At 39.8% G+C, this 25,793-nt stretch carries 21 protein-coding genes; 2 read left to right on the top strand and 19 right to left on the bottom strand.

The features are described from left to right. The first annotated feature begins 172 nt into the window (after positions 1-172). Entirely contained in the window at positions 173-3,451 is a 3,279-nt protein-coding gene (locus AC570H_RS01070; protein WP_497350813.1) for a TonB-dependent receptor, read from the top strand. A 12-nt stretch (positions 3,452-3,463) separates the two neighbouring features. Beyond that, the gene (locus tag AC570H_RS01065; RefSeq protein WP_497350811.1) at positions 3,464-5,185 is read left to right on the top strand and encodes a RagB/SusD family nutrient uptake outer membrane protein; all 1,722 of its coding nucleotides are present in this window, start codon (positions 3,464-3,466) and stop codon (positions 5,183-5,185) included. Between the two features lie 11 nt (positions 5,186-5,196). Here the strand turns inward: AC570H_RS01065 and AC570H_RS01060 are convergent, their stop codons facing one another. The 19 genes from AC570H_RS01060 to hemL all read right to left on the bottom strand — a co-directional run bounded on the left by AC570H_RS01060 (position 5,197) and on the right by hemL (position 25,776). Further along, positions 5,197-6,189, bottom strand: a complete 993-nt coding sequence (locus AC570H_RS01060) for an ABC transporter ATP-binding protein (protein ID WP_497350809.1) — start codon at positions 6,187-6,189, stop codon at positions 5,197-5,199. A 217-nt stretch (positions 6,190-6,406) separates the two neighbouring features. Next, complete coding sequence (locus AC570H_RS01055) at positions 6,407-7,222, bottom strand: outer membrane beta-barrel protein (RefSeq protein ID WP_497350807.1); 816 nt, start codon at positions 7,220-7,222, stop codon at positions 6,407-6,409. Between the two features lie 21 nt (positions 7,223-7,243). After that, positions 7,244-7,999 (bottom strand): hypothetical protein, encoded by a 756-nt coding sequence (locus AC570H_RS01050; protein WP_497350805.1) that lies wholly within the window; start codon positions 7,997-7,999, stop codon positions 7,244-7,246. Then, positions 7,989-8,558 (bottom strand): RNA polymerase sigma factor, encoded by a 570-nt coding sequence (locus AC570H_RS01045; RefSeq protein WP_497350803.1) that lies wholly within the window; start codon positions 8,556-8,558, stop codon positions 7,989-7,991. Before AC570H_RS01045 ends, AC570H_RS01050 begins: the two co-directional genes overlap by 11 nt. A gap of 403 nt (positions 8,559-8,961) precedes the next feature. Beyond that, a complete protein-coding gene (locus AC570H_RS01040; protein WP_497350801.1) occupies positions 8,962-9,948 on the bottom strand; it encodes a DUF4302 domain-containing protein in 987 nt (328 codons plus the stop codon). Between the two features lie 55 nt (positions 9,949-10,003). Further along, entirely contained in the window at positions 10,004-10,870 is an 867-nt protein-coding gene (locus tag AC570H_RS01035) for a substrate import-associated zinc metallohydrolase lipoprotein (protein WP_497350799.1), read from the bottom strand. Between the two features lie 16 nt (positions 10,871-10,886). Then, on the bottom strand, positions 10,887-12,362 hold the full coding sequence (locus AC570H_RS01030) for a RagB/SusD family nutrient uptake outer membrane protein (protein ID WP_497350797.1): 1,476 nt from the start codon (positions 12,360-12,362) through the stop codon (positions 10,887-10,889). 12 nt (positions 12,363-12,374) lie between these two features. After that, the gene (locus AC570H_RS01025) at positions 12,375-16,007 is read right to left on the bottom strand and encodes a SusC/RagA family TonB-linked outer membrane protein (RefSeq protein ID WP_497350795.1); all 3,633 of its coding nucleotides are present in this window, start codon (positions 16,005-16,007) and stop codon (positions 12,375-12,377) included. Between the two features lie 153 nt (positions 16,008-16,160). After that, entirely contained in the window at positions 16,161-17,297 is a 1,137-nt protein-coding gene (locus AC570H_RS01020; RefSeq protein WP_497350794.1) for a FecR family protein, read from the bottom strand. A gap of 59 nt (positions 17,298-17,356) precedes the next feature. Further along, positions 17,357-17,932, bottom strand: a complete 576-nt coding sequence (locus AC570H_RS01015) for an RNA polymerase sigma factor (RefSeq protein WP_497350792.1) — start codon at positions 17,930-17,932, stop codon at positions 17,357-17,359. Between the two features lie 384 nt (positions 17,933-18,316). Continuing rightward, entirely contained in the window at positions 18,317-19,447 is a 1,131-nt protein-coding gene (locus AC570H_RS01010) for a lipid A deacylase (RefSeq protein WP_497350790.1), read from the bottom strand. Positions 19,448-19,460: 13 nt separating this feature from the next. After that, entirely contained in the window at positions 19,461-20,009 is a 549-nt protein-coding gene (locus tag AC570H_RS01005) for a CopD family protein (RefSeq protein ID WP_497350788.1), read from the bottom strand. Further along, positions 20,010-20,759 carry an ATPase gene (locus AC570H_RS01000; RefSeq protein ID WP_497350786.1) on the bottom strand — a complete coding sequence of 250 codons (750 nt, stop codon included), beginning with the start codon at positions 20,757-20,759 and terminating at the stop codon, positions 20,010-20,012. Further along, positions 20,759-20,992 carry a hypothetical protein gene (locus tag AC570H_RS00995; protein WP_497350784.1) on the bottom strand — a complete coding sequence of 78 codons (234 nt, stop codon included), beginning with the start codon at positions 20,990-20,992 and terminating at the stop codon, positions 20,759-20,761. The genes AC570H_RS01000 and AC570H_RS00995 overlap by 1 nt, the downstream gene beginning before the upstream one ends. Before the next feature lie 131 nt (positions 20,993-21,123). Further along, on the bottom strand, positions 21,124-22,149 hold the full coding sequence (gene hemE / locus AC570H_RS00990) for a uroporphyrinogen decarboxylase (RefSeq protein ID WP_497350782.1): 1,026 nt from the start codon (positions 22,147-22,149) through the stop codon (positions 21,124-21,126). Between the two features lie 105 nt (positions 22,150-22,254). Beyond that, entirely contained in the window at positions 22,255-22,773 is a 519-nt protein-coding gene (locus AC570H_RS00985) for a SusR-related protein (RefSeq protein ID WP_497350780.1), read from the bottom strand. After that, positions 22,773-23,480, bottom strand: a complete 708-nt coding sequence (locus AC570H_RS00980) for a response regulator transcription factor (protein ID WP_199141719.1) — start codon at positions 23,478-23,480, stop codon at positions 22,773-22,775. The genes AC570H_RS00985 and AC570H_RS00980 overlap by 1 nt, the downstream gene beginning before the upstream one ends. Before the next feature lies 1 nt (position 23,481). Further along, complete coding sequence (locus AC570H_RS00975) at positions 23,482-24,348, bottom strand: sensor histidine kinase (protein WP_497350778.1); 867 nt, start codon at positions 24,346-24,348, stop codon at positions 23,482-23,484. Positions 24,349-24,405: 57 nt separating this feature from the next. Then, positions 24,406-25,776: a glutamate-1-semialdehyde 2,1-aminomutase gene (gene hemL / locus AC570H_RS00970; protein ID WP_497350776.1), complete on the bottom strand. Its 1,371-nt coding sequence runs from the start codon at positions 25,774-25,776 to the stop codon at positions 24,406-24,408. Between the last annotated feature and the right edge of the window lie 17 nt (positions 25,777-25,793).

Below are 25,793 nucleotides of genomic sequence, written 5' to 3'. Positions count from 1 at the left end.
CAACTAAGCTTAAACCCATGAAGCAAATTGCTTCTAAAAAAATCAACTAACATGCATTAAAAACAAACATTTAAACCTAAACTTTTTAGTTCAAATGAAACACATCAACCAAAAAAAACATTTTCAGATACAGCATGTGCAGAAAAAAAAACCTTTTAACATCTTTTTTAGCATGATGAAGGTTGTCGTTCTCCTCACCGTATGTATCTCAACATTTGCAAATGCAAAAACATTCTCCCAAACCATTAGGCTAAACCTTAAATCCGTACAAATCGATCAGGTTTTAAAAGCCATAGAAAAACAATCTGAATACACCTTTTTTTACAAAACCGAAGACCTTAAAGGGTTAAAAAAAATTGATGTCAACATCAATGAAAATTCAATCGGTACGGTACTTCAACAAGTATTTGAAGACCTTCCGCTTGAGTATAATATTGAAGGCAAAACCATAGCCATCAACAAAAACCTAAACAAGCCTAACAAAGCAAGTGCTTTAGCTACAGAATTTTATGTAAAAGAAACTATTTCTGGAACGGTTAAAGATGCGAACGGTGGCCCTATTCCGGGAGCAACCATAACTGTGAAAGGCACCAATCGCGTTACTTCTACCAATACTTCGGGAGCTTTTAGCATAGAGGCGAAAATAGGCGAAGTATTAACCATTAGCTCGCTTGGCTTTACCGCTAAAGACGTTGCCATAACAGGCTTATCTCTGGGAGATATTACGCTTGCCGAAGCAACAGAATCATTAGGCGAGCTTGTCGTGGTGGGATACAGCACCCAGAAAAAAGAAAGCCTGACTGGAGCTTTAAATACCATTAAAGGCAGTGAACTTAAAAACGTTACTTCTCCAAATGTACAAAATCTACTTGCTGGCAAAGCCCCTGGCTTATTTGTTGCGCCAGCTTCGGGAAGACCGGGAGCAACAGCAGCGGTAATTATCCGTGGACAGGCAACATTAAGTGGCACAACTGCTCCGCTTTGGGTATTAGACGGTGTAATTGTAGGATCTAGCCCTGGCGATATCAACCCAGACGACATTGAAAGCCTTACTGTGTTAAAAGATGCAGCATCAACTGCCATCTATGGTTCGCAAGGCGCAAACGGCGTTATTATCGTTACTACCAAGAGAGCCAAATCAGGAGAAACGACCATTGATGTTTCTTCAAAAGCTGGTATTACCCAATTAACCAATGGCAATCTGCAGATGATGAATGGTGCCGAGCTCTATGATTACTTCTCTTCTTTCGCCGATGCAAGTGCCATTAGTTTTCCTCGCTGGAAACCTGAATTACGTAACAGTAATTTTGATTGGTGGGACTTAGCTACAAGGACTGGCTTTAACCAAAACCATAATATTTCTTTTCAGGGAGGAACAGATAAACTACAATCTTTCCTTTCATTAGGTTTTTATGATGAATCTGGAGCTGTGAGAGGATATGATTACGAGCGTTATAACTTTAGGCTCAATACCACTTATAAGCCTTTTACCTGGTTAACCATTAAACCATCTTTAGTAGGTGCACGTCGTAAAGTGGCAGATAGCCAATATTCTGTAACTGCAATGTATTCAAATTTGCCATGGGATAGCCCTTACGATGCGAACGGAAATTTAGTGCCTCATCGCTCTAGCACCTGGGTAAACAGTGTAGGAACCAATTATTTGTATGACCTGCAATGGAATAAATCTGCCAATACCAATTACGAATTCATGGGTAATTTTGACTTTGATATCAATATTACCAAACACTTGACTTTTTCATCGGTCAACAACTACAGATTCAACACTTATTCGGCAAATAGTTACTCGGATCCGCGTTCGAACTCGGGATTAAGCGTAAATGGACGTATTACAGAATACAGGTCTGAATATACCCGTCGCTATACCAACCAAATCTTACGCTATAACAACGCATGGGGCAAGCACAGCTTAAATGCCTTGGCAGGTTACGAGTTTAACGATTATACCAGCAAAAGCCTCGATGTATACGGAACAGGCTTATTGCCAGGCTTTGAAGTATTGGATATCGTATCTAAGCCAGAAAGAACCAAAGGCGGCATAAGCGAATGGGCTGTACAATCTCTGCTTTTCAATGCAAATTATTCGTACGATGGCAAATACTTGGCGCAGGTATCCCTGCGTAGGGATGGTGCTTCGAACTTTGGCAAGAAATATGGTAATTTCTTCTCTGTAAGTGCAGGATGGAACATCAATCGCGAAGATTGGTTTAAGGCAGATTTTATCAACAGCCTTAAGCTCCGTGCAGCCTATGGTACGGTAGGTAACCGCCCTAGCTCATTGTATCCACAATATGATCTTTATGCCGTAAACCCATCTGCTGGCTATAATGGAATTCCGGGCCTTTTGATCAGTCAGATTGGCAACAGGAATCTTACTTGGGAACAGACTTACACCACTGGCGCAGGTTTAGATGTTACAGCCTTGGATAACAGGCTTAGATTTAATTTTGACTACTACATCAAAAAGACAGATAACATTTTATACAATGTACCAATTTCTGGTTTAACTGGGGTAACCAGCATTTGGCAAAATGTAGGCAAAATGAGCAACAAGGGCATTGAAGTAGCCTTAGGAGGCGATATTATCCGTACCAATGATTTATTATGGAGCCTTGACGTGAATATTGGCCACAATGTGAATAAGCTTACCGATATCTTCAAAACCAGAAACCTGGATGGCACTTATACGGCCAAGCCTTTAATCATAGGTGATGGCCTGGGCATAGCAGGTTCTGCCAGCCGAAGATTAGAAATTGGTTTGCCGGTTGACACTTATTACATGCCAGAATGGGCAGGTGTTAATCCTGCCGACGGAAAGCCATTGTGGTACGTGGTAACCCGAGATGCAAATGGCAACGAAACAGCAAGGACAACAACATCTGATTATGCAAAAGCAACACAAGAAAAGTTAGACAAGGCTTCTCCTGATCTATTTGGTGGTATCAACACCGCTTTCAGATGGAAAAATTTTGATTTAAGCGCTGTATTTGGTTACTCGATTGGAGGCAAAATATACAATTATTCGCGTCAGGAATACGATTCTGATGGTACCTATACAGACAGGAACCAAATGCAGCTACAAGACGGCTGGAACAGGTGGCAGAAACCTGGCGACGTTGCAACCCACCCTATAGCCAGATATAACAACCAAGACAAAGGAAATTCTACGTCTTCGCGTTACTTGGAAAGCAACGACTTTTTTAGGATGCGTTCGTTGGCATTGGGCTATAATTTCAATCTGAAAAAATATAAAGTAAGGAATCTAAGGGTTTTCTTAGCTGGCGAGAATTTATTTGTAATTACCAAATATTCGGGGGTAGATCCAGAAATACCGGTTAGTGACGATGGTGGAACGGTTTTATTTTCTACAGGACCATCTGTTTACCCAATGACCAGAAAATTCATGTTAGGACTTAATGTTTCATTCTAAAGCAAACAAAAAATGAAAAAGATATTAGCTATCATCTTTGCTATAATTGCGATATCATCTTGTAAGATTGATAGAGCACCCTTCGGATCGATGGAATCTGAAAGGATAAATCAAAACCCGGAAGAATCTATAGATGGCTTATTAAATGGCGTATATGCCCAGCTTAAGGCTTGGTCAGATCCCATGCATCGCTTAGGCGAATACGCTGGCGATAACATCATGATCAGGGGATCTTCTACCGATGCGTTTTACGAATTCATCTCCTTCGCCAGAACGCCAAACAACGGAAGGCTATCTACTTTCTGGGATAGCGGCTACAAAGCCATCGCCCAGGCTTCCAACATCATTAATATGATCCCACAAGGCAAAAGCGCAGCTCTCGATAGTAAATTGGGAGAATGCTACTATGTTCGTGGCATGATGTATTTTTACCTGGTTCGTGCCTTTGGACGTCCGTACTATCAAAGTCCAGAGACCAATTTAGGCGTACCTATTGTGAATGGCACGCCTAAGGATGTCATCAATTTAAACTTGCCAGACAGGGCAACGGTTAAAGCAACTTACGAACAAGCTATCGCAGATCTTAAAAAGGCCGAAGAAATGATCTCTGTAAACAAGGGACCTATTTTTGCTTCTAAAGAAGCTGCCCAGGCTATGCTATCGAGGGTTTACTTGTATATGAGTGGCACCTATGAAAATCCTAATCAGACTTATGCCCAATTGGCGGTAGATTATGCCAACAAAGTAATCACTGGTTCTACAAAGTATAGCTTGTTGCCAAGGGACCAATTCATGAAGTACAACACTTTTATTCCTGAGAGCAATAAGGAAACCATTTTTGCGATTAAACGTGTAGCCTCAGAATTCTCTGGTTCTGATCATTATTACGGAATTGGTGGCATGTATTCTAATATTGGTGGCATGGGTTGGGGAGAAATGTATGCCAGTGCCAAATATATCAGCCTGTTAAATGAAACAGGCCGTAACGACTGGCGACCAAATAAATACAAAATGGTTGATGCCAGGGCCGCTTTTATTGAGCCTACCTATTCAAAAGATGCAGCAGGTGCTTATACCGAAGTATTCAGGTTTATTAAAGACGATGCAGGAAATACCTTGAACTATGCACAGCTAACCACTGTTCGTAGCGGCAATACAATTAGCTGTGTAGAGGGTGTTGCTCCAAATCAAGTATCTTATCCACTTACAGCGGTTGATGCTACACAGGATATTTATTCCATCAATTATAAAGGTAAAACATACACTGGGTACATTGATAATTTCATCACCTTAAACCGTGTTTATCCTCAGTTTTATATCGTGAAGTGTTCTCGTGAAGGAGAAGATTCGCAATTACATTCTCCGGTAATCAGCAGATTGGGCGAAGTCTACCTAAATAGAGCAGAAGCCTATGCCAAATTGCAAAAATACAATGAAGCATTGGCTGATCTTAACACCATCAGAAACCGTTCTATTGTAAATGGTGGCTATGCTTCTTTAGATGCTTCGAATGCAGGAAATCTTATTGATAAAGAAAGACAATTGGAATTGGCCTATCAGGCTGAGCGTAGTTTTGACGTGTTCCGCAATGGAAAACCGCTTACCCGTTTATATCCAGGTCCACAAAATCAAACTGCAAGCATAGCAGCTACTGATTTTAGGGTTGTTTATTATATTCCTCAGAGTGCGATTAATTCGTACCCAGGAAAATTGACCCAAAATCCTACCAATTAATACTTCTAAATTTAAAACTCCAAAAAACGACCAATGTTCGCCTGAACGTGGTCGTTTTTTTTATGCTCGCCACTGTTCAGTTGCAAGGCTCTAATCATCACGCCGTTTCTCTCGAGGAGCAATTCATCGAAAAAGCCTTTATAGTAAACTTCTTTTACCTCAAAGCGCCTGCTGTTCCAGCTACTTTTCAATTCTACCCATTCGGGATAAAAAGCTACTTTTTCTTGGTCGGTTTTTAGGCCCAGTTGCAAAGCTTCTTCCTTATTTAGAATAACGGCATTGCCTAAAATCCGTGCGGTATACAGGGTTGTAGGATGTTGGTAAACTTCTGCCGGGCTATCGTTTTGCAAAAGCTCGCCTTCTTTTAAGATCAACAACCTGTCGGCGAGAAAAAGTCCGTCTGTTGGATCATGCGACACCAATATTACGGTAATGCCCATTTCTTTGGCCAAGCGTTTGATATCGGCCCGTAATTGATTTTTCAGCAAAGAATCAACTTGGCTAAAAGGTTCATCCAACAGCAAAACCTGGGTATCGCTTACCAAAGCCTTGGCAATGGCTACGCGTTGTTGTTCGCCCCCACTCAGCTCAGTAATTTTTTTATTTCTTAAGTGGCCGATGTGTAGCTGTTCCATCATTTGCAAGGTTTTTTCTTCTTTGGCCTTCACATTGGTATTCGGCAACATCGAAGCAATATTATCATAAACCTTTGCATAAATGTTGAGCGAGAAATCCTGCGTTACCATCTTCATCTCGGGATGACCAGGTATCAATTGCTCATCAGGTCCTTTTACCCGCTTTCCATTAAAGATAACCTCGCCAGAATCTGGTTTTAACAAACCATACATACATTTTAGCAGGGTCGACTTACCCGAACCGCTTTCGCCAATAATGGCTACGATTTCTCCTTTGTTGATTGAAAAGCTGATGTTCTTCACACCAGAAGCCAGTGTTTCTTGGTATTGTTTATGGAGCTGATTTACCGCTATGATTTCTTCGTTCACAGTGTAAAGATAGGAAAAGGAGTTGGCAGTTTTCAGTTTCCAGTTAAGAGTTCTTTTGTCATTCAGAGTGAAGCAAAGAATCTATTTAAAGGAAGATAACACAAAACTAGACCCCTCCTTAACGTTGGAATGGCAGGCATCTGGCAACAACTGAAAATAAAAAATCCCGTAACGTTAATTACGGGATCAGGGTTTATTTGTGTGTGTGATGTGTCTGTTAATTCAATCCGAATGTTAAGCCAAAAGCCATGTTTTTCAATCCTTTTTGAGGAGTACTATCGAACATATCGTTGGCATAGTATTTCACAAAGGCGCCTAAGCCATTGTAACCGAAGCGGAGGGTACCGCCATAACGAAATGGTGCAAAGTTATAATCATCTTTCAACTTCACTTTTCCACGCTCATCGCTAATCTGTTTAACCTTGCCATTAAGCAGGAAACTGATCTCTGGACCGATTACAAAATAAAAGCGTTTGCCATTGTCGTTTTCTTTGGTACGAAACTCGAAGTTTAAAGGAATGTGTATATAGCTACTTGAGAAACGGTTTTTGCTAAAGATAATCGGCTCTTCGATATACGTAAGCTGAGGCATATCCTTTTGCATGGTGATGTTCTTTTTCAAACGGATCAATGTCCAGTCGAAACCACCGGCAACATAAACTTTAAAGTTTGAATTAAAGCGGTAGCCAAATTGGATCACATCAAAAGATACCGTGCTGGTTTTTCCCGCTTTATAGTCTAAAAAGTCATTGGTTGGCGATAGAGAAAAGCTTCCATTATCAATCAGTTTAGAAAAGCCAATGTCTAAGCGGGTAAAGGTAATGCCGCCTACAAAACGGCCCTTGTTTTCGTTGATCCTACCTGTACTGTCTCTTTTTTCGCCTATGGTAATACCCAAGCCGTAGCTGATATCGAATTTCTTGCGTTTAATGCTATCCTGTTGCCTTCCGTTATCCTCTTGTGCCTTTGCACCTAAGCCTGCCAGCATGGTAAGTCCGCTTACCAAAACTGCTGTTAATACTAAACGTTTCATTGTGTTGGTTTATTTGTGTTTCTAATTTCTGTTCTTGTTTTTTGGGTTAAATCTTACAAATCCCAAATTGATGCCTACAATTGAAGAGTTGTCGTCATCGTCGGTGTTGAACCTGATCAGTTTCTTGTCTCTTTTATCAATTTTATCTACCACGAAGTTGACCAAGTCTCCCACGTTTCTAATTCCTTTTTTCTCGGTTACCGCTTCTGTTTCGCTAATGGCATTTGTACTCTCTAATTTTTGCGATACATCGGCACTTGCAATCATGTTTTGGTTGTTTTCAACCGTAACTACTGTTTCCTTAGGCACCACATTCATCGGCTCAATTTCGATCTTCTTAATAGGTAGATGAGCAATCGTGGCATTTGGTTGCAAGTCCTCCTGATTTTTTTCCAATTTATTTTCAGGAAGCACATTTTGAGCTGTGTTTACTTTCGCAACCTTTACAGGCGTATTGGCAAGGCTTTTGGTGCCTGCAAGGTCAGTTGCCGTAGCCTCAACATCGGCAGTTGGCATGGCCATGCTATCTTCAGTTGTTGTTGTACTTACGCTTGCTACTGCAACGCCACGCAATTGTATTTTCTCTGTTTTTTGGAAAACCAATAGTGCCGTAATGGCTACAGCTACGCTCGCTGCTGCCATCCAAAAAATCGGGAGGCTACGTTTGCGCTTTGGTGCCAGCTGTTGTTCTATATTGGCCCATAAATTTGCAGATGGTGTAATTTCTGCATCCATAAATTTGTCTCTAAACAAATTATCAAATTCTTTATCCGGCATGTGTTGCATAACCAAAGCCCTCCATCTTAATAATTTCCTGTTGCAATATTGCTCTAGCCCTCGATAGTTGAGATTTGCTCGCCCCTTCGCTAATGCCCAATGTTTCGGCAATTTCCTTGTGTGAGTAACCCTCTATCACGTACATGTTAAACACCATGCGGTAACCATCGGCTAGTTTTTGTATCACTTTTAATAAATCCTGCATCCCCAAGCTGCTAAAATCAAAGCCTTGTGAAGGTTGCTCATAAGCATCTTCAATAGGCACTACATTCATCATGCGCAGGTTTTTTCTATAACTTTCAATAGCGGTATTTACCATAATCCTCCTCATCCATCCTTCAAACGAGCCTTCGCCACGGTAGTCTTTCACCTTTTGAAAAATCTTAACATAGCCCATTTGCAACACGTCTTCGGCTTCCATACGATCTTTGGCATAGCGCATACAAACAGCCAGCATTTTCGATGCAGTTTGCCTGTACAGCATTTCCTGCATTTGCCGGTTGCCTGCTTTGCAGCCTTCCATCAAATCATCAATCGTATATGTTTTGGTCACCTTCATATGTTGTTTGTATAGGGTAGATGAGCCCTAGCGGTAAAAGGTTGCAAGCAACCTCAAAAAAATTAAATTAATTTTGCAAACATAACTTCTTTCGAGGAGAAAGAATGGATACTACTTAAAAGGAACAAAATTATAGCAATATTTTGTTTTTAATAACCGATAAAAGCGAGGATGACAAAGTTCTTGGTTAAAGGGAAGTGAGGGAGAAATCACGACAACCAAAACTATTAAGCAGTAAAGAGCAATCAAAAGAAACGTCAATTTAGAAAAGCTATAGGTGACGCCAGACATTATTAAAAAGGGCAATAGAGAAGTTCTATTGCCCTTTGACCCGAGTTCGATCATCATAAAAACTAGCATTTGGCTCAAGCCATCAACACAGGTTTATAAGAAGTAATGTAATTTAAGGCAAGGTGTATTTCGCTTTTACATTTACTTTCCCTTCTTTATCATAAGCCACAAAATTCATTTCAATAGCTGCAGTTGCCGTAGCATTACTCCTTGTCATGCTTGCTAAAACCAAATAATGTGTTTTTATTTTGTTTTTAAAAGCTGTAACGTTCTGGTTTGTTCTGGCATTGAAAGAAAATGGATACAATGCGATAGCGTTATGTCCAATAATTGGCGAGAACCTGTCGTTTGTTGTATCGTAAGTTGTACTTGTGGTTAAACTTTGGTCTATAAGACCATTGTACATAGGAAGAAAACCCTTTGCCGACACATTCTGGACAAAAGGATCTGAGCCACGGTATGAACTAATTTGACTATCAGGCCAAAGGCCAAACATCACTTTATAACTAATTTTTGGTGATCCATCGGCATATTCAAACTCCATAATTCCGGTTCTGTTGATAACTCCCGTTCGCCATTCTGATTTTGTATAGTCCAACGTAATTGTTTCATCAGCCCAAGTCCAATCAGCCGGCCTCTTAAACAATTTATAAGTTACGCCGCCTTCTGGTTTGTAAACCGTTCCGCTCCTATAGCATTGTATTTCAATACTATCATCTGCTATTTTCATCACCTTGTACATATGATCGGTAATATCCGATGCTTGGGCGCCTATCCTAAATAGAGAAGTCATGATAGAACCTGTAGAAAAAACAAGCATCAGGCTTCCGGTACCTGATTGGATTTCGAAATAAGCAGGATTAGGATCGGTAATGCCATAAACCGTTTTAATGTTTAATGTATTTTTAACCGTATCGAACTTCAACACGATAGGGGTATATACGTTGGCGCTCAAATTGCTCTTTACCATCATTACCCATCCATTTGGTGCATCCTGTAAAGCTTTTTTTAGCTTTTGGGTATTGGCAACGGTTCTGGCTTCGCTATCCAAGGCCGAGTTTGTTATTGCATCCTTTTCACAGGCTGAAATAACAAGCATGATTAGCATGCTATATATTAATATTAATTTACTTTTCATTTCTTCCTTTTTAAGGTTAATAAACCGTTTTGTAAACTACCGAATCAAGTACGGTATTTAGTTTATGTAAATCCATTCCTTTATCTAAATAGAATTTGTATACCATTTTATATTTGGTAGCCAGCTTGGTGCTTTGGACTGTTATCGCATCAACCTGGGCTTTTGTAAACCGAGCGCAGCTCTCTACTGTTGTTGCAAAATCCTCTTCGGGAGCATAGCCGCCATATGGTTTAAAAAAGCCGTCGATATTCGATTGCGCAGTTGATCTCGAGCCGTAGGTTAATCCATAATAATCGCCTACCGACACCCTGTCATAGAGCTCGCCCCGTCCATATTTATGGTCTTGCTGGTGAGCATGCTCATGATAAAGGGTTACAATATGATCAAAAAGCCAAGCCTTGTTGGTTTTGTCAAAGTTATTGATGCCCCCCATTCCCAGACGATAAAACTGTGCATTTAAGCCTGCTCCCGCAGCCGATCCGGTTGAAGTGATATCATTAAAATGGACAAAACCTCCCACCTCGATAAACTCAATAGGAGTCTGCGTTGCAAAATATTCCGGAAACCTTTCTTTCAAAGGCTTAAGCCAAAAACCTTTGATAACAATCCTTGTGTAACTAAGTGCCTTTTTATAATCTGGTGGCACAAAAAACGTTGTACCTGCAATTGTACTTGGCGTATATTCATAAATTATCTTTACGCCGTACTCTTTATAAATAGAATCGCATAGATAATCTAGTTCATTCCATGAATACTTGGGTTTGTTGCTTACATTGAAGTAATCTACATTTGCTTTAAATGTTCCTTCGGGATTATCCTTTTTACACCCAAAAATAAAGGCTAAACCAAAAGCCAAGGATAATAAAGTGATTAATTTTTTCATCTTATTCTTTTTTAAACTATCTAGGATTTAGTTGGTTTTCCAATGTAGGATTGCCTATTCTGGCACTTAAAGGAATTTGTAGCGCAGTTCGCTTATCATTAGGCTTCAAAATAGTTCCTGTTGATGCCAGGTATCTAACCAGGCGATGCTCTACCTGTATGCCCAAACGCTTGATGTCATACCAACGTAGGCCTTGTCCCAATAACTCAAGCCTACGTTCTTTTAAAACCAAATCGGTTATCTGGTTATTGGTTAAACCCGTGGTATTTAATGGGGTATAAGTACTAAAACGTTTCTTCCTGATTTCTTCTATATCCTTCATGGCCGCTGCTACATCGGGGGATGCCTTTTTCATATTGGCTTCGGCCCTGTTCAACAAAACTTCCTCCATGGTAAAGAGATCGTACCTGGTTAGGCCTACGTTTGGCTGGTTTGGCTGAGGTGCGTACTTTACATAACAGGCCACACTATCAATAACAGTACCGCCAGTTGACAATAATCTACGTCTGTTATCGGTAGTTGTAAATAATGCCGGTCCGTAATTGGTTGTAGAAGTATAGGTAAATTGTATAGACGGATAAAAACCACCGAGCCTAAATCCAACTGGCGTAACCAAAAAAACATTGGTTTGGTTGGTTAACAAGATATTTGGATGGATAGACGGATCCATAAACTGTAAGGCAAAATTCGCTATTGAGGTAGAACTCAATACCGCTAAGTCTTTATCCAAATCTCTAACCACATAACCCTTTTCAGAAATTACATCTGTTGCATATTTAACGGTTTCTTCCCAATTGCCTTTATACAAATTTACCCTTGAAATAAAGGCGTTGGCACTGGCTATACTAAAACGGTAAGGATTACTTCTGATGAAGGACGAACCTTGTTTTAGCAGCGATAGGCCCTCGATGATGTCTTTATCAACTTGATTGTAGACCTCTTCAACGGTATTCCTAGAGAAAACAGGTCTATTGGCAGTGGGTACCGAGGTGATTAGCGGAACAGCCAAATCAGTGGCAGAAGTAGTTTTGTTATAGTGCATACCAAACAAATTGGTCAAGGTAAAATAACAGTATGCCCTGATCAGCAAAGCTTCACCCTTAATCTCTTTTTTATGTAGATCGTTACCAGCACTCCCCATTACCTCTTCGATAATCGTGTTAGCCAAATATATTTTGTTAAAATAATGCGAATAGGCTGCCGATGGAGAAGCTGTTCCTTCCTGATAATCATCTTGATACATAAAGATAGGAATGTATCTTGGCCCCATGCTAGCTTGCATGGTTGTAGCGTAATGATGGAAATCGTCAGTAAGTATATCGGTGAACATATCTTGCCTTTCGGGATAGGCCTGAACAGCCAAGGCTTCGTAATCATCCACGGTTTTTAGCTCAAGCCTATTGTCGTAAGGCTTATCTATAAATTTTTTACAAGATGCGAATAGCATTAATATTGATGCGATTACGCCTATACATAAATATTTAAATTTCATAATGTTTTGTGTTTATAAGCCAACGGCTAACCTTAATGAGAATGATTTTGGATTAGGCAAGGCGACGCCACCAGCCAATAATAAATCTGGATCAACTCCCCTTAGCTTTTTACTTGCCCAATAATACATGTTGTTAGCAGAAAGCGTTATCCTTGCACTTTTTACACCACCAAGCCTGCTAAGGTATTTTTTATTTAAATCGTACGATACCATCACCTCGCTCAAACGGAGGTTATTGCCACTAGCGAGCCTAAAATCACTTCTATTGTAGGCTACTTCGTCCATGTTAGAAATTGTTGACAAATAAACGCGTTGAATACTGCTTAGCAAACCAGGAATGTTCGTGTAGTTTTCATCGCCTGGGGTTCCCCAACGGTAGGCCAAATCGCCCGATGTTGAGGCATTGTCAAAGTACGATCGCTGTGCTATCGGCGTCATGAAAACCTTATGCCCCAACGAGTAGGTTAGGAAAATCCTAAAATCGAAACCTTTATAAGATAAGTTAGTAGAAATCGAGCCTGTTGTTGTTGGCTGACGGGTTCCCATATATTGTATTAGAGATCTGTCTTTCTCTGAGGTTGGAATATTGTTCACCACCTTATCGCCTCTTAAAAATGTTGGTCTACCATCTTGATTTAGCCCATTGAATCTAAATGCGTAAATACCCTCTAATGGATAACCGTTTAGCGGATAACCTGTTGATCGAGTAATTTGAGTGAGCAGCGCGGTTTCCAATTCACCTTTAACTACCTTGTTTTTTACATAGCCGTAAATAAAGTTGACGTCCCATTTCAAGTTTTCTTTATTCAAAATGTCTTTTATGCCCAACATGATGTCAATTCCTTTATTTGTCATACTGGCATAATTGATGGTTTTGGTAACAAAGCCTTCTTCTTGCGCAACATTTACCGAACTAATTAAATCTTTGTTTTTACGGTTGTAATATTCGGCAGTGAGGTTTATTTTTCCGAACAAGCCTATATCAAATCCAAGATTGGTAGTAAAATCTTTCTCCCAGTTTAAATTGTATAGTTCTGGTGTTGATATATTAACCCCCAGTTCGCTATTTTCATTGTCCAATCTGTTTTTGTTCACATACAAGGCGCTCCTTGTGGGCGAGTTTTGGTAGGCATTGCCCCTTAAGGCATAGCTGGCCTTAAGTTTTAAGTAGTCGATATTTTTTTCGCTGTTTATCTTGGCAAAAAACGGTTCTCTATCTACATTCCATGAAACCCCTACATTGTAGTTTGGCAAAAACTTGGATTTAGTGAGCTTACCGAACATGTTGCTGGCATCAAGGCGCATGCCCCCTTCTAAGTTATACCTGCTCAAGTAAGAGTATTGCAGATTGCCATAATATCCCACCAAGGCTTCATCAATAAACGATTCTTGGTACAGCCTATCATCATTTAAAACTGATTGCTTATAAGCCAAATCGCTCGGGGAAATAATTTTTCCACCATAATACATATATCCTATGCCCTTGGTATATTCGTAATCGGTTCTGTTGCTGGTAATATCCATACCCGTCAACACATTAAGAAAATGCTTTTCCCATGTTTTATTGAAGGTTAACATGTTCCTGATGAAATAATAGTTGTTGGCATTATTTCTAGAATAAATAAAGCCACCTTTTGGCAATATGGTTTCTGGCACTGCCAACGGATTAGTCGGGTCTTTAAAGAGCAATGGATTGGCCGTTCTTAATACATCATTATCAGCGACACGATAAGCATTGGCTGCATTTGACCGTTCTGTTATCACATGATCGTAGCTGGTTTTCGATTTTCTAACCGCAAATGCACCTTCGTACTTTAAGAACGGAAATAATTTAACGGTAGGTTTTACCATTAATTGGACGGTTTGCGTTTTCAGCTTAGTGAAATTTTCGTTAAGCTCTTCTATAATATTAAAGGGTGCATAATTATTTAAGTAGTATTTATAAGACCCATCTTCATTATAAGGGTACATGGACCTTGCGGTATTCATTGCGTACAAAGTAGGGTTTATTTCGAACTGTCGTGAAACCTCAGAAAAAGAAGTGCCACTGTTTAATGCACCCGGTGTAGCCTGGTTACGTAAATTCCAATTAAGATCTATATCCAGATCTATTTTGGGGCTTAAATTAAAAATGGTCCTGAAATCGGTTGTTAGCCTATCCATATTAAAGCCCATGGCCTGTCCGTTGTCATTGGCATAGCTGCCAGAAAGGTAGTAAGTATGCTTATCGCCACCGCCCGAAAAAGACAGGTTATGTTCTTGCAGTATATTGTTTTTGAACAATACATCAAACCAGTCGGTATTGGCATTAGCAGATTTGTCCAGCTCTGCATAAGCCTGCCCTTGGCTTATTTCCCTCAAGGCATATCTGCGATACGTTTCGGTAAAAGCACCTGTGCTTGCAGGCCAGTTAGAATTTGCAAAATAGCCTTTATCGTAAAGCTCATTATAAAAGTCCATTTCCTGATACGAGTCCATCACATTAAAATTTTTGATGCGTGGTTTAATGCCATAAGAAATCGCAGAACTATAATTGATGTTTTGCTGGTTCTTTTTGCCCGATTTGGTCGTGATAGAAATAACACCATTTGCTGCTCTGGTACCGTACAACGACGTTGCAGAGCCGTCTTTCAAAATAACGATATCCTCGATATCCTGCGCATTTAGCCCAGCAATAGCAGACCCCAATAAACTGGCAGGATCGCCAGAATACAATTGGCTCACGCTCACACTCGAAGGCGAGGTAATCGGAACGCCATTAACTACGTACAATGGCTCTTGGTTGGCACTGATAGAGGCATTACCCCTGATTCTGATTTTTGGAGTAGTACCAAATGTACCCGATACATTTTGAACGCTTACCCCAGCGGCGGCACCTTGCAACATTCTCGAAACATCAACCGAACCAGACCTGTCGATGGTCTTTAAATCGACCTGACTTACAGAACCTGTAAACTTGGTCTTGTCCAATTTCTGAAAACCTGTTACAATTACTTGGTTCAGGGTGCTTTCCTTCATCGTCAAGACAATATCGATCTCCGTCGAATTCACAATAACTTCTTTACTGTTATATCCAATATAATTTGCAACCACGGCAACTCCCATTTTCGAGATTGATAGCTTGAACTCGCCCTTTTCGTTAGCAATAGCAAAATTTTTGGTATCCTTTTCGCTTATAGAGGCACCTGGTAGCGGTTGCTTGCTCGTATCCATTATCCTTCCGGTAATCACGACTTGCCTTTCCTGCTTCACCGGCGTGGTTTTTTTAGGTTGGATTAAAATAGTTTCGTTTTCTATTTCGTACCCTAGTGCCTGATTGCTAAGCACCAAATCCATTGCCTCCTTAACAGAAAAATCCTTGATAGAAAGTGATACGGGCTTTGCCTTTTCGATAAGGTCTGTATTGTAAATTAATTTATAGCCGCTTTGCCTTCTTATCTCCTGCAATACGGAAACCAATGTTTCATTTTTGATATTCAAGGTAATTCCCTGTGAAAAACCTTTTGCCGATAGCTGTATCGACAGTGCTATGATCAGAATTACAGTTAGTTTGGTGGTTCTTATGATACTTAGAGAAACCTTGTTATAATTTGTGATATAACAAAATAGGCCGTACAAAAACTTGTACAGATAGTTAAACTTCATAAAGTTTGTTTTTAAATTTTCAAATAGTGGTTAGTTTGAATACCCTTTAAGATCAGGTAGCTGTTCAGCATTGTCTCGCAAAATCAATTTACGAGACAATATTGATTTGTTTGGTTGTTTGGTTGGCTGTGTAGTTTAGTTTTTCATAGGCATTTATTTTTCAATTTGTATTTTGTTATTGATTAGTCTAAAATGAAGGTCACCTGTTTTTTCAAGCATTTTTAACACCATCGAAAGGTTGTTGCTTCTGGATATAAAAACATTATATCTGGTATTGGGCACATTTTCCAAATCAACTTCTACATCATACCATCTCGAAATGCTTTTCAGGATATCTTTTAAATAGGAATCTGCAAAAAAGAAATTCCCTTCCGTCCAGGCAATAGCCCCTCCTACGTTTACATTGCTTATTTTTATTTTATCGCTATTGGCTAAAAGCAACGATTGCTGCCCTGGCGAGAGAATCTCTTTTGTATCGCTTCCGATCTTGTTTACACTCACCTTGCCCTCAATTAAGGTGGTGGTGGTAAAATCATCTTCATCATAGGCGGCTACATTAAACTCGGTGCCCAAAACTTCTACCTTTTGGTTCTTAGTCAAAACGTAAAAAGGAACTTTATGCGCCTGGTTTTGAAGTTTTTTCACTTTAAAAAAAGCTTCTCCAGAGAGTGTTACGCTCCTTTCGGTTTCGTTAAAAAAATTGGGATAGGTTAATGAAGAAAAAGCGTTTAGCTGTACAGTGGTTCCATCAGAAAGTTCTATTAAAAAATTACCGCCTTTTGGAGTATAAATTTTATTGTATTTAAGCTCCTTCGTTTCGGCAGTAATAGCTACAAGCTTATAAACAACCAATCCGTTTGCGAGTCGGCTGGTTATTATTCCCGCTTTTTTAAGGTCTCCCTGATTTTTATAGTTTATTTTAATAGTGGTTCCATCTGCAAGTTCAACGTATGGCAACCCGTTGATTGGGGCCTTATCCTGAACGGCTGCAACAAGGTTAGTTGGGGATTTTTTTGTTTCGATGCCAAAAAAGATGACAAGCAACGCTACCGCTGCCGCAATTGAGGCGGGTATTAGAGCCCAAAGTCTATGCTTTTTAGTTGGATTATTTTTTATTCTGTCCGCTATATTTTGCCAAACAGCCGCTTGTGCAGTTGCTATTTCTGTATCGCTCAGTAAAGCATCTTTATGCTTGAACTCATGTAGCCAGTTGCTAAAAATTTCATCTTCAGCGGCTGTTGAAGTACCTGATTTGATTTTATTAAAAATTTCTACTATTTCTTGTTTCATTAAAAAAACTGCTTTTTAAATAACAAGACGATTTAGCAAAACGAATTAGGTACAGGCCATTAAGAATTCATTAAAAAAAATAGAAGCATCATAAATTCTTGGGTATTGTTTTTAAACAATTTGGATGCCCGTTTGAGCTGCGTAGAAACCGTGAACTCTGATAGGTTTAGCTTTTGCGCTATTTGATTGGCTGTTAAATGGTGTATCTTTTTTAGGATGAATATTTCACGCATCTTTTCAGGCATCTTGCTGATTACATTGTCAATGATCACCTGCGCTTCCTTTTCCCTTATTAAAAAATCGGCATTTTCTATAGTGCCTTCCTTCTTATTAACTACGGCATATTTATTTACTACGAAATTGTGTTTGTAGATATCAAAAACTCTATTTAAGACGGCCTTGTGCAGGTATGCAGATAAATTTCTAATTCCTATCAGTTGTGCCTTATTTTCATATAGCTTCATAAAAACATCTTGAACAACATCTTGGCTCTCCTGCTTGTTATTTAATTTTTGATGGGCATAAGAAATCAACCGTTCAAAATATTTCTGGAAAATCTTTATAAACGCTTCACTGTCATCTTCCATCAATTCTGCCAATAGCTCTTCATCTGTATAATCTTTATGCCTAGTCATTTAAGCCATTATATTTTATCAAATAATATTGTAGTCGAATCAAATTCTAAGCTAGCCAACGCCAAAATAATTAACTTAAATTTTAGTTAAATAGTAAAGTAAAAATTAAGTTACATAAATTATGTAAGAAAGACAACAATTAGAACATACGTTAAGACATATTTACAATTTTGGAGCTATATTATCCTGACCATTATCGCTTCAATGCTAGCCAACAAGGCAGAAATTTAGAACAACATTGAAGTCAATAAGAATACCACCTCAATAAAAGCTGACGTTGTAGATGCCAAAAGCAAACTACGCCTAGCTCCTTAGTTTTAACTAGGCCAAAACCAGTAAACAGGTGCAAAGACTCCAGCATTGTTACCGGACAAGAATAAACGACTATCGCTTCGCCTTAAACAGCTTGAAATCTTCTTTGTAGGTTAAGAATAAGGAGTGGTTAAATTGCAATTGCGAATCAGAATGATCCAAATCCAGGTGAGGTTCAAAACGTACGTCGAGGTACAAATGCGGCACCAATTCCTTTTGGTAGGCGTACCTTAAGGCAATGATGTTCCTGCCACTCTGCTTAAAGCCTTTATCGTACAGGTTATCAGAAACCGATTGGTACAAAGGCATTCCCTTAATGGTGATAAAGTTATTTCCCTTCCAATAAGAAGCCAATAGGCTTCCCCATTTGGTATCTACACCGGCATTTAGCCAGAGACCGAACCCGCCTTGGTAAGCACGGACTTTAGTAGGCGAAAAATCTTTGTAAACAGCAACATAGTTATCTGTATAAACCTCTTTTACGTTACCACCAATTGTTTTATGCAACTTTAAACCAGTAGCACCATTAAATAGGGTACTGATTGGGATCTCTTTCAACAAGTCGATCTGGCCCCCTTGGTGATAGGCCAAAAACTGTGCGGGGAAACTCAGCTTCCATCCAGACCATTGGCCTAAAGTAGTTTCTGTATTCGCACCACCAATGATTTCTTCCTTTTCTGGCGAGCCTTTGTAGATCATTTTTTGCCAGGCAATCCAGCCATCGAGCTTAAATTTTTCCCGTTCGATCAATAACTGGGTACCATACTCGATTGGCGTAGTAATTTTTCGCTCAAAATCATAAATCGGCTCAATGTAGCCATGTTGAATATTACCCTCTAAGCTACCAAAAACCAAGGTTAAATTGCGTTTATGGTATTTGATATTAAACAAAGGCTTAGCATCATAAATTCCTTCTCTTCCAAAATCCTTGCGCAAATAGGCCCCTGCGGTAATGGCCAGGTTTGGATTGGCAAAATAGACCAATTGCGGTTCTAATTGCGTACCGTACAAAGTATAACCATCATGAAATTTGTTGGAATACTCGTAATTTCTAACATAGTTGAAATTGTAGAAATTAAAGTGAAGCTCTTTGTCTAAACTATCGGCCGGACGAATGCGGTTAAATATGGCTTCGTTGTTAAATTGGGCCTGCGCAAAACAGCCTGTGCAAATCAATAACAAAGTAAGTAGCTGTTTCTTCATGCTTCGGGAATAATTATTTTTCTTTTTTCTCTCTGATCTTTTTGTAGAATTTCACGCCCATCATAATCACCATAGCCAAGCCCATAATGCCGATGAGGCCATAAATCCAGTTTACCGCATTTTTAAGGATCACGATAAATACGATAGCCACCATAAAGATCGTAGCTAGCTCGCGCCAAAGCCTCAGCTTAAAGCTGTTCAGTTTGTAAATACCAGCACGCAACTGCTTCATGATACGTTGACAGATAAAATGGTAAACGAGTAGGGCAACTACGAAGCCTAGTTTTACCAACATCCAATCTTCATTGAGCAGACTCGAATTAAGGTACAGCATGGAGCAACCTGCCAATACAGAAATGATCATTGCCGGAGTGGCAATAATCTTCCACAGCGTGGCCTCCATCTTGGTAAATTGGGCTAACAAAATACTGCGTTCGGGTTCTTCCTTTGCATTAGCCTCGGTGTGGTAAATAAATAGGCTCAGGATATAAAATAGCCCCGCCATCCAACTGATGACAAACACCACATGTACCGCTAAAAAATACCTGTAATATTCTTCCATTTATACCTTTAATTTTTTCAATACGTAACTATCAACCCAAGCTGGAATGGTTAATTGTTCAAATTGAATAAACCCATCTTTAATACTGCCTACAAATTGATGCTTTAATCCAGAATTGTCCCAAAGATAAACTTCATCTACCTTTTTAATCATATCGGGTAGTAAATCCATTGTCAAAAAATAGCGCTTTTCAATTTTATCTTCATCCACGAAATGGCCACCCTTCTTAATTCGATCTTTTACCCGTTCCAAATTCATGATCGGCGTCTCTGTTCCAATAAAATACAAATAGACTTTATAATTATGCTGATGGGCAAAATCTATCAAATCTAGCTTAGAAGGGTGAGAAAACACCGTTTCAAACGAAAATGATTGCTCATCTTCAATAAGTTGCTGCCTTATAAAATCGGCTATGATTGCAAAATGATAAGAATTATAAGTAGTTAGGATATCATTATTTGTCTGGACAATCACATTTTCCTTAACACTTAAATTCCATGTTTCTTCAGAGAATAGTGCCTTTGCGAATAAGCCACTTGCTTTGCAAAATCTTGCAAACATTCCTTCTGTTATTGAAAGACTGTAATCGGAAAGATTAATGAATTTGTTTTTCTTAAATTGTTCTTCAAGAAAATCGGCATTAATAAATAGCCTTGTAGAAAAATATATTGACTTTATCGAATCAAACAATGTGGTTTTACCAGAGCCATTAGGACCGGCAAAAATCCGGAGTTTTGGCCTAGAAGACATTAGAACAACTTAATACGCTTGCTGGTGATACGTTTCTTTCTGAAATCGCCAGCTGCAATACGTACAACCTGACCGTCTCCAAATGTTCTATAAACCCCATCCGCCTTCACTTCTGTTCTGCCGAGGTTCAATGCATCAACCACACGAATAATATCCTCCATTTTTTTATGGACAGCTTTGATCACTGTTTTTAAGGGTAGTTTGTCTTCGTCTTTTAATGATTTAACAGTCATTGTGATTAAATTAGCTTATCAAATATAGCAAAAATTATCATCATCTTAAGTCACAGACCATAGATCATTTAACCATCAATCATATATACCGTCAATAAGGTCTGTGAGCCACAGACCTTAAATCGATAAACTTAGTACTTAAACTCCTTCACCACCTCAATGGCATATTTTACATTATCGAAAGGAATATCCGGCATAATGCCATGCCCCAGGTTAAATATAAAACCGTTTTCGCCACGCATGCGCTCAAACAGCTGTAAAATGTGTTTCTTGATTACCGGTTGATCTGCATACAAGATATGTGGATCCAAATTGCCTTGAACAGCGATATTGGCCGGCAAGGCTTTCTTGATGTTCAATAAATCTGCATTCCAGTCGATCGAAACTACATCAGGCTTTGCAGTGGCCATAATTGGCGCAAATACCGAACTGCCTTTGCAGAAAGAAATGACAGGAACATTGGTTCTGTTCAATCCAGCAATGATCTGCTGGTTGTATTGATGCGAAAACTCTTGATAATCGTTCCAAGATAAAGCCAATGCCCAACTGTCAAAAAGTTGCAAGGCATTCACTCCAGCTTCGATTTGCAGGTTCAGGTAATCGGTGGTTACCTTGGCAATTTTAGCCAATAGCCTATGCGCCAGTTCTGGATGGTTATGGATTAATAGCTTGGTGGTTTTAAAGTCTTTAGAAGAACCACCTTCTACCAAATAGCTCATTACGGTAAAGGGCGCACCCGCAAAACCAATTAACGGAATACTCCCGTTTAAGCGTTGCTGGATCACCTTAATGGCATCGGCTACATATTGCAAACGATCAATTACATCTGTTTCTAAACGCTCAATATCTTCGGCAGTACGTACCGGATTAGCGAATTTAGGACCTACACCTTGGGTAAAGCTCAAATCGCCTCCCATGGCCTCGCCTGTTACCAGAATATCCGAAAATAAAATAGCCGCATCAATGCCCAAAAGGTCAACTGGCAACATGGTTACATCTGCCGCAATTTCTGGGGTTTTGCACATCTCTAAAAAGCTGTACTTGTTTTTGATTTCCCAATATTGAGGCATAAAGCGACCAGCTTGGCGCATCATCCAAACGGGTGGACGTTCTGTAGGTTTTGAAAAGGCGGCGTCTAAAAATAAGTTATTGTTCATCCGTTATAGTTGTATTTTATTTGCTGGATGGAGCCTTTGATGTTTAAAATAATTATTCCTATGTATATTAAATAATTATTTTAAACATGTCGGGTTCATCTGGTATTAGGCCATGTTATTGGCTTCTTTCTCTATAATTTTAATAATTTCTTGTGCTCTCGAGCTGGTAGCCAATTCTTTGGCTTTATTCACATAAGCCATGGCACGTTCGCTATCTTTTTTGCGCAGTGCCAAGTTGGCCAAATGGATCAGTACAAAAGCTTTGTCGTTTTTGCCCCCCAATGGGAAACGGCTTGCAATTTGAAAATGATGCTCTGCCACATCAAAATCCTCGCGTTGCAAAGCAATATTGGCGCGCATAAACTCGTAATAACCACGGCGGTTTTTTGCCAGCCGATCTGGATTGCCGATTTCATTCAGCACCTCTTCAGCCTTGTTGTAATCGGCATTCTTAAAATGTTTCGAAGCCAACAAAACAGAGCTGTGCTTAAAATGGCTCCATAGTACAAATAAACACAAAAAGCCGGCTATGGCAGCCAGCTGGTATTGATTGTAGTATAAACTTACAAGCGCCGAAATACCAAAAATGGCCATCAGCGCATATCTGCTCTTGGTATTATACATTAATGCGCAACATCTGTGAATTTATAGCCAACTCCTCTAATCGAGTGGAAATACACCGGATTTTTTTGGTCTGGCTCAAAATATTTACGGAACGTGAGGATAAAGTTATCGATGGTACGTGTTGATGGATACACATCATAGTTCCAAACGGTTTCTAAAATCTGCTCGCGCGATACGGCTTCATTCTTACGCTCGATCAACAGTTTCAACAACATGGTTTCCTTTTTGGTTAAAGGCACTACCACGCCATCGTCTTGTTTCAATTCGAAAGAGTTGAAATAAATGGTTTTATCGCCGATTTTGTAGGAGTTCAGTTCTTTTAAATCATCTGATTTCAAGCTGCGTTTCACCAAAATTCCAACACGCAAGATCAGCTCTTCCAAGTTGAAAGGCTTTACCAAATAATCGTCGGCACCTTTTTTAAGGCCCATTACCCTGTCTTCGCTGGTATTTTTAGCGGTAAGGAACAAGATCGGCACTTCGGTGTTTTCTAAACGGATGGTTTCGCAAACTTGGAAGCCGTCCATTTCCGGCAGCATTACATCGAGGATGATGAGGTTGAAACGTTCTTCTTTGAACACTTTCAATGCGGTTTTGCCGTCCTTAACAGCATGTACTTTATAGCCTTCTAATTCGAGGTTTAATTTAATGGCATCTAACAAATGGTCTTCGTCTTCTACCAACAGTATTCTTAATTTTTGTGGCATATCAATTAAATGTTACTTCAAAAATTGCACCTTGCGGTACGTTATCTTTCACGCTTATATCAGCGTCGTGGTTTTGTAATACCTCTTTAACAATAAACAAGCCAAGTCCGGTACCTTTCGATTTCCGGACATTTTCATCTCCCACACGGTAAAATTTATCAAAAATATGCATCTTTTCGTTATCTGGAATGCCCGGACCCTTGTCTGAAACCGTTAAAAAGGGCTTTCCGTCATTTTGACAGAGCGCTACTGCAATTTCGGCACAAGGACCTGAATATTTAACCGCATTTTCTACCAAATTGGTTACAACAGACGAAAGTGCAAATTGATCGCCAACTACCTTAATGTCAGGCTGTATCTGTGCATTGATCAATTGCTGGTTTCCGCAAGAATGTACCTGCAGGCGATCAGTGATTTTATTCACGAGTTCCGAAAAATCGAACTCTTCTTTTGGAAAGGAATAAGTACGGCTTTCGATCTTGGTGGCCAATAGCATATTCTCTACCAAATCATCTAATCGCTCTATGTCTTTTAACGAATTGCGCAACAAAGTAGTTTGCTGTTCTTTGTCTAAATCCCTTTTCTTAATGGTTTGCAAAGAAAGTTTAATTGCGGCCAAAGGCGATTTGAGTTCGTGCGTTACCGACAACAAAAAGTTCTGTTGCTGTTCGTGTAGCTTATCTTCCTTTTTGATAGAGGCATGGATAAAATATGCACCCACACAAAGTAAAAACAAGAAAACAGAACCTTCACCCATTACCATAGCCATGCGCTGAGGTTGCAGACGGATCACCACCGTTCCCCACCAAAACATCTCTAGCAAGGCATAGAGTAACAAAAAGTAGAATATTAAGATCGATTTTTTCATTTGTTTTTTAAAATCATATTCAGCATTTCGACAAGCTCAATGCGACATTATCTTATATTATTTTCTAAACACGAGATCTAATGCATCAAAAATAGCTCTTTTTGCTTTCTCTAAGTCAATTTTTGTATGCGCAGCTGAAACAAATCCAACTTCGTAGCCTGATGGTCCCAAATAAATGCCCCTATTGAGCAATTCGCGGTGCATCATCTTGAATTTTTCCATGCTGGCTGGATCAATATCTTCGGCCGTTTGGATCTTCTCGGCATCGGTAAAGGCAAACCAGAAGATCGAACCAATGGTAAATACCTTAAGTTTATAGTTTCTGGCAGTTGCAAAACGCTGGATGCTCTCGGCAAACTCTTGAGCTTTGGCATTCAGGTCTTTGTAAAATCCAGAACGCAGCAGTTCGGTTAAAGTCGCAATCCCTGCAGCCATCGCTACCGGATTTCCTGATAAGGTTCCAGCTTGGTAAACACCACCATCTGGCGAAATATGAGCCATGATTTCGGCAGATGCGCCATACATGCCTACCGGCAAGCCACCGCCTATAATTTTTCCATAGGTCACAATATCAGGCTTGATGCCATAGTGCGCAGCCGCACCTTCAAAACCCAGCCTGAAACCAGTAATTACCTCGTCGAAAATCAACAAGGCTCCATTGGCCGTACATGCTTCTCTTAAAAATTCGATATATGCCGTATCTTGAATTAAAAGGCCATTATTGGCTGGAATACCTTCAATAATTACAGCAGCCACCTGATCTTTAAACTGAGCGAAAGCCTCGGTAATGGCATTTGTGTCGTTCAATGGAATCACAATCGTTTCCGCAGCAAATGCCTGTGGTACGCCAGCAGAAGAAGTTTCGCCAAAAGTAACCAAACCCGAGCCTGCTTTAACCAATAGCGAATCGCTGTGACCATGGTAGCAACCTTCAAATTTGATGATTTTATCTCTGCCTGTATAACCTCTGGCCAACCTAATGGCCGACATTACGGCTTCTGTACCAGAGCTGGTAAAACGGATTTTCTCTACAAAGCGGTTGTTTTTGATGATCAGCTCTGCCAATTCGTTTTCTAAGGCAGTAGGTGCGCCAAAACTCATTCCGTTCTGCATCACCTCAATTACTTTTTCCCTGATCTTTGCGTTGTTATGGCCTAAAATCAATGGGCCCCAGCTGGCACAGAAATCGATAAACTGATTGCCATCGGCATCCCAAATATTGCAGCCATCGCCTTTTTGGATAAACAATGGCGTACCGTAAACAGATTTAAATGCCCTAACAGGCGAGTTTACCCCACCAGGGAAATAAGTTTTTGACTTGGCATAAAGCGCAGCCGATTTTTCGCGACTGATATCTGGCTTGCTGCTCGTGTTTACCGGCATTTCTTCTTCACTGCCCGAGAAAATTTTCTTTAATGATTCTAACATTTATTAAGTTTTAAGCG

It is taken from the genome of Pedobacter sp. B4419 (assembly GCF_059693725.1).
Note: the sequence above shows the minus strand (reverse complement) of the source record. Positions and strands in the feature narration are given on the sequence as shown.

Bases quoted from the DNA above. Each gene is read 5' to 3' on its own strand.
- AC570H_RS01070 (WP_497350813.1), top strand. From the start codon at position 173: ATGATGAAGGTTGTCGTTCTCCTCACCGTATGTATCTCAACATTTGCA.
- AC570H_RS01065 (WP_497350811.1), top strand. From the start codon at position 3,464: ATGAAAAAGATATTAGCTATCATCTTTGCTATAATTGCGATATCATCT.
- AC570H_RS01055 (WP_497350807.1), bottom strand. From the start codon at position 7,222: ATGAAACGTTTAGTATTAACAGCAGTTTTGGTAAGCGGACTTACCATG.
- AC570H_RS01050 (WP_497350805.1), bottom strand. From the start codon at position 7,999: ATGCCGGATAAAGAATTTGATAATTTGTTTAGAGACAAATTTATGGAT.
- AC570H_RS01045 (WP_497350803.1), bottom strand. From the start codon at position 8,558: ATGAAGGTGACCAAAACATATACGATTGATGATTTGATGGAAGGCTGC.
- AC570H_RS01040 (WP_497350801.1), bottom strand. From the start codon at position 9,948: ATGCTTGTTATTTCAGCCTGTGAAAAGGATGCAATAACAAACTCGGCC.
- AC570H_RS01035 (WP_497350799.1), bottom strand. From the start codon at position 10,870: ATGAAAAAATTAATCACTTTATTATCCTTGGCTTTTGGTTTAGCCTTT.
- AC570H_RS01030 (WP_497350797.1), bottom strand. From the start codon at position 12,362: ATGAAATTTAAATATTTATGTATAGGCGTAATCGCATCAATATTAATG.
- AC570H_RS01025 (WP_497350795.1), bottom strand. From the start codon at position 16,007: ATGAAGTTTAACTATCTGTACAAGTTTTTGTACGGCCTATTTTGTTAT.
- AC570H_RS01020 (WP_497350794.1), bottom strand. From the start codon at position 17,297: ATGAAACAAGAAATAGTAGAAATTTTTAATAAAATCAAATCAGGTACT.
- AC570H_RS01015 (WP_497350792.1), bottom strand. From the start codon at position 17,932: ATGACTAGGCATAAAGATTATACAGATGAAGAGCTATTGGCAGAATTG.
- AC570H_RS01010 (WP_497350790.1), bottom strand. From the start codon at position 19,447: ATGAAGAAACAGCTACTTACTTTGTTATTGATTTGCACAGGCTGTTTT.
- AC570H_RS01005 (WP_497350788.1), bottom strand. From the start codon at position 20,009: ATGGAAGAATATTACAGGTATTTTTTAGCGGTACATGTGGTGTTTGTC.
- AC570H_RS01000 (WP_497350786.1), bottom strand. From the start codon at position 20,759: ATGTCTTCTAGGCCAAAACTCCGGATTTTTGCCGGTCCTAATGGCTCT.
- AC570H_RS00995 (WP_497350784.1), bottom strand. From the start codon at position 20,992: ATGACTGTTAAATCATTAAAAGACGAAGACAAACTACCCTTAAAAACA.
- hemE (WP_497350782.1), bottom strand. From the start codon at position 22,149: ATGAACAATAACTTATTTTTAGACGCCGCCTTTTCAAAACCTACAGAA.
- AC570H_RS00985 (WP_497350780.1), bottom strand. From the start codon at position 22,773: ATGTATAATACCAAGAGCAGATATGCGCTGATGGCCATTTTTGGTATT.
- AC570H_RS00980 (WP_199141719.1), bottom strand. From the start codon at position 23,480: ATGCCACAAAAATTAAGAATACTGTTGGTAGAAGACGAAGACCATTTG.
- AC570H_RS00975 (WP_497350778.1), bottom strand. From the start codon at position 24,348: ATGAAAAAATCGATCTTAATATTCTACTTTTTGTTACTCTATGCCTTG.
- hemL (WP_497350776.1), bottom strand. From the start codon at position 25,776: ATGTTAGAATCATTAAAGAAAATTTTCTCGGGCAGTGAAGAAGAAATG.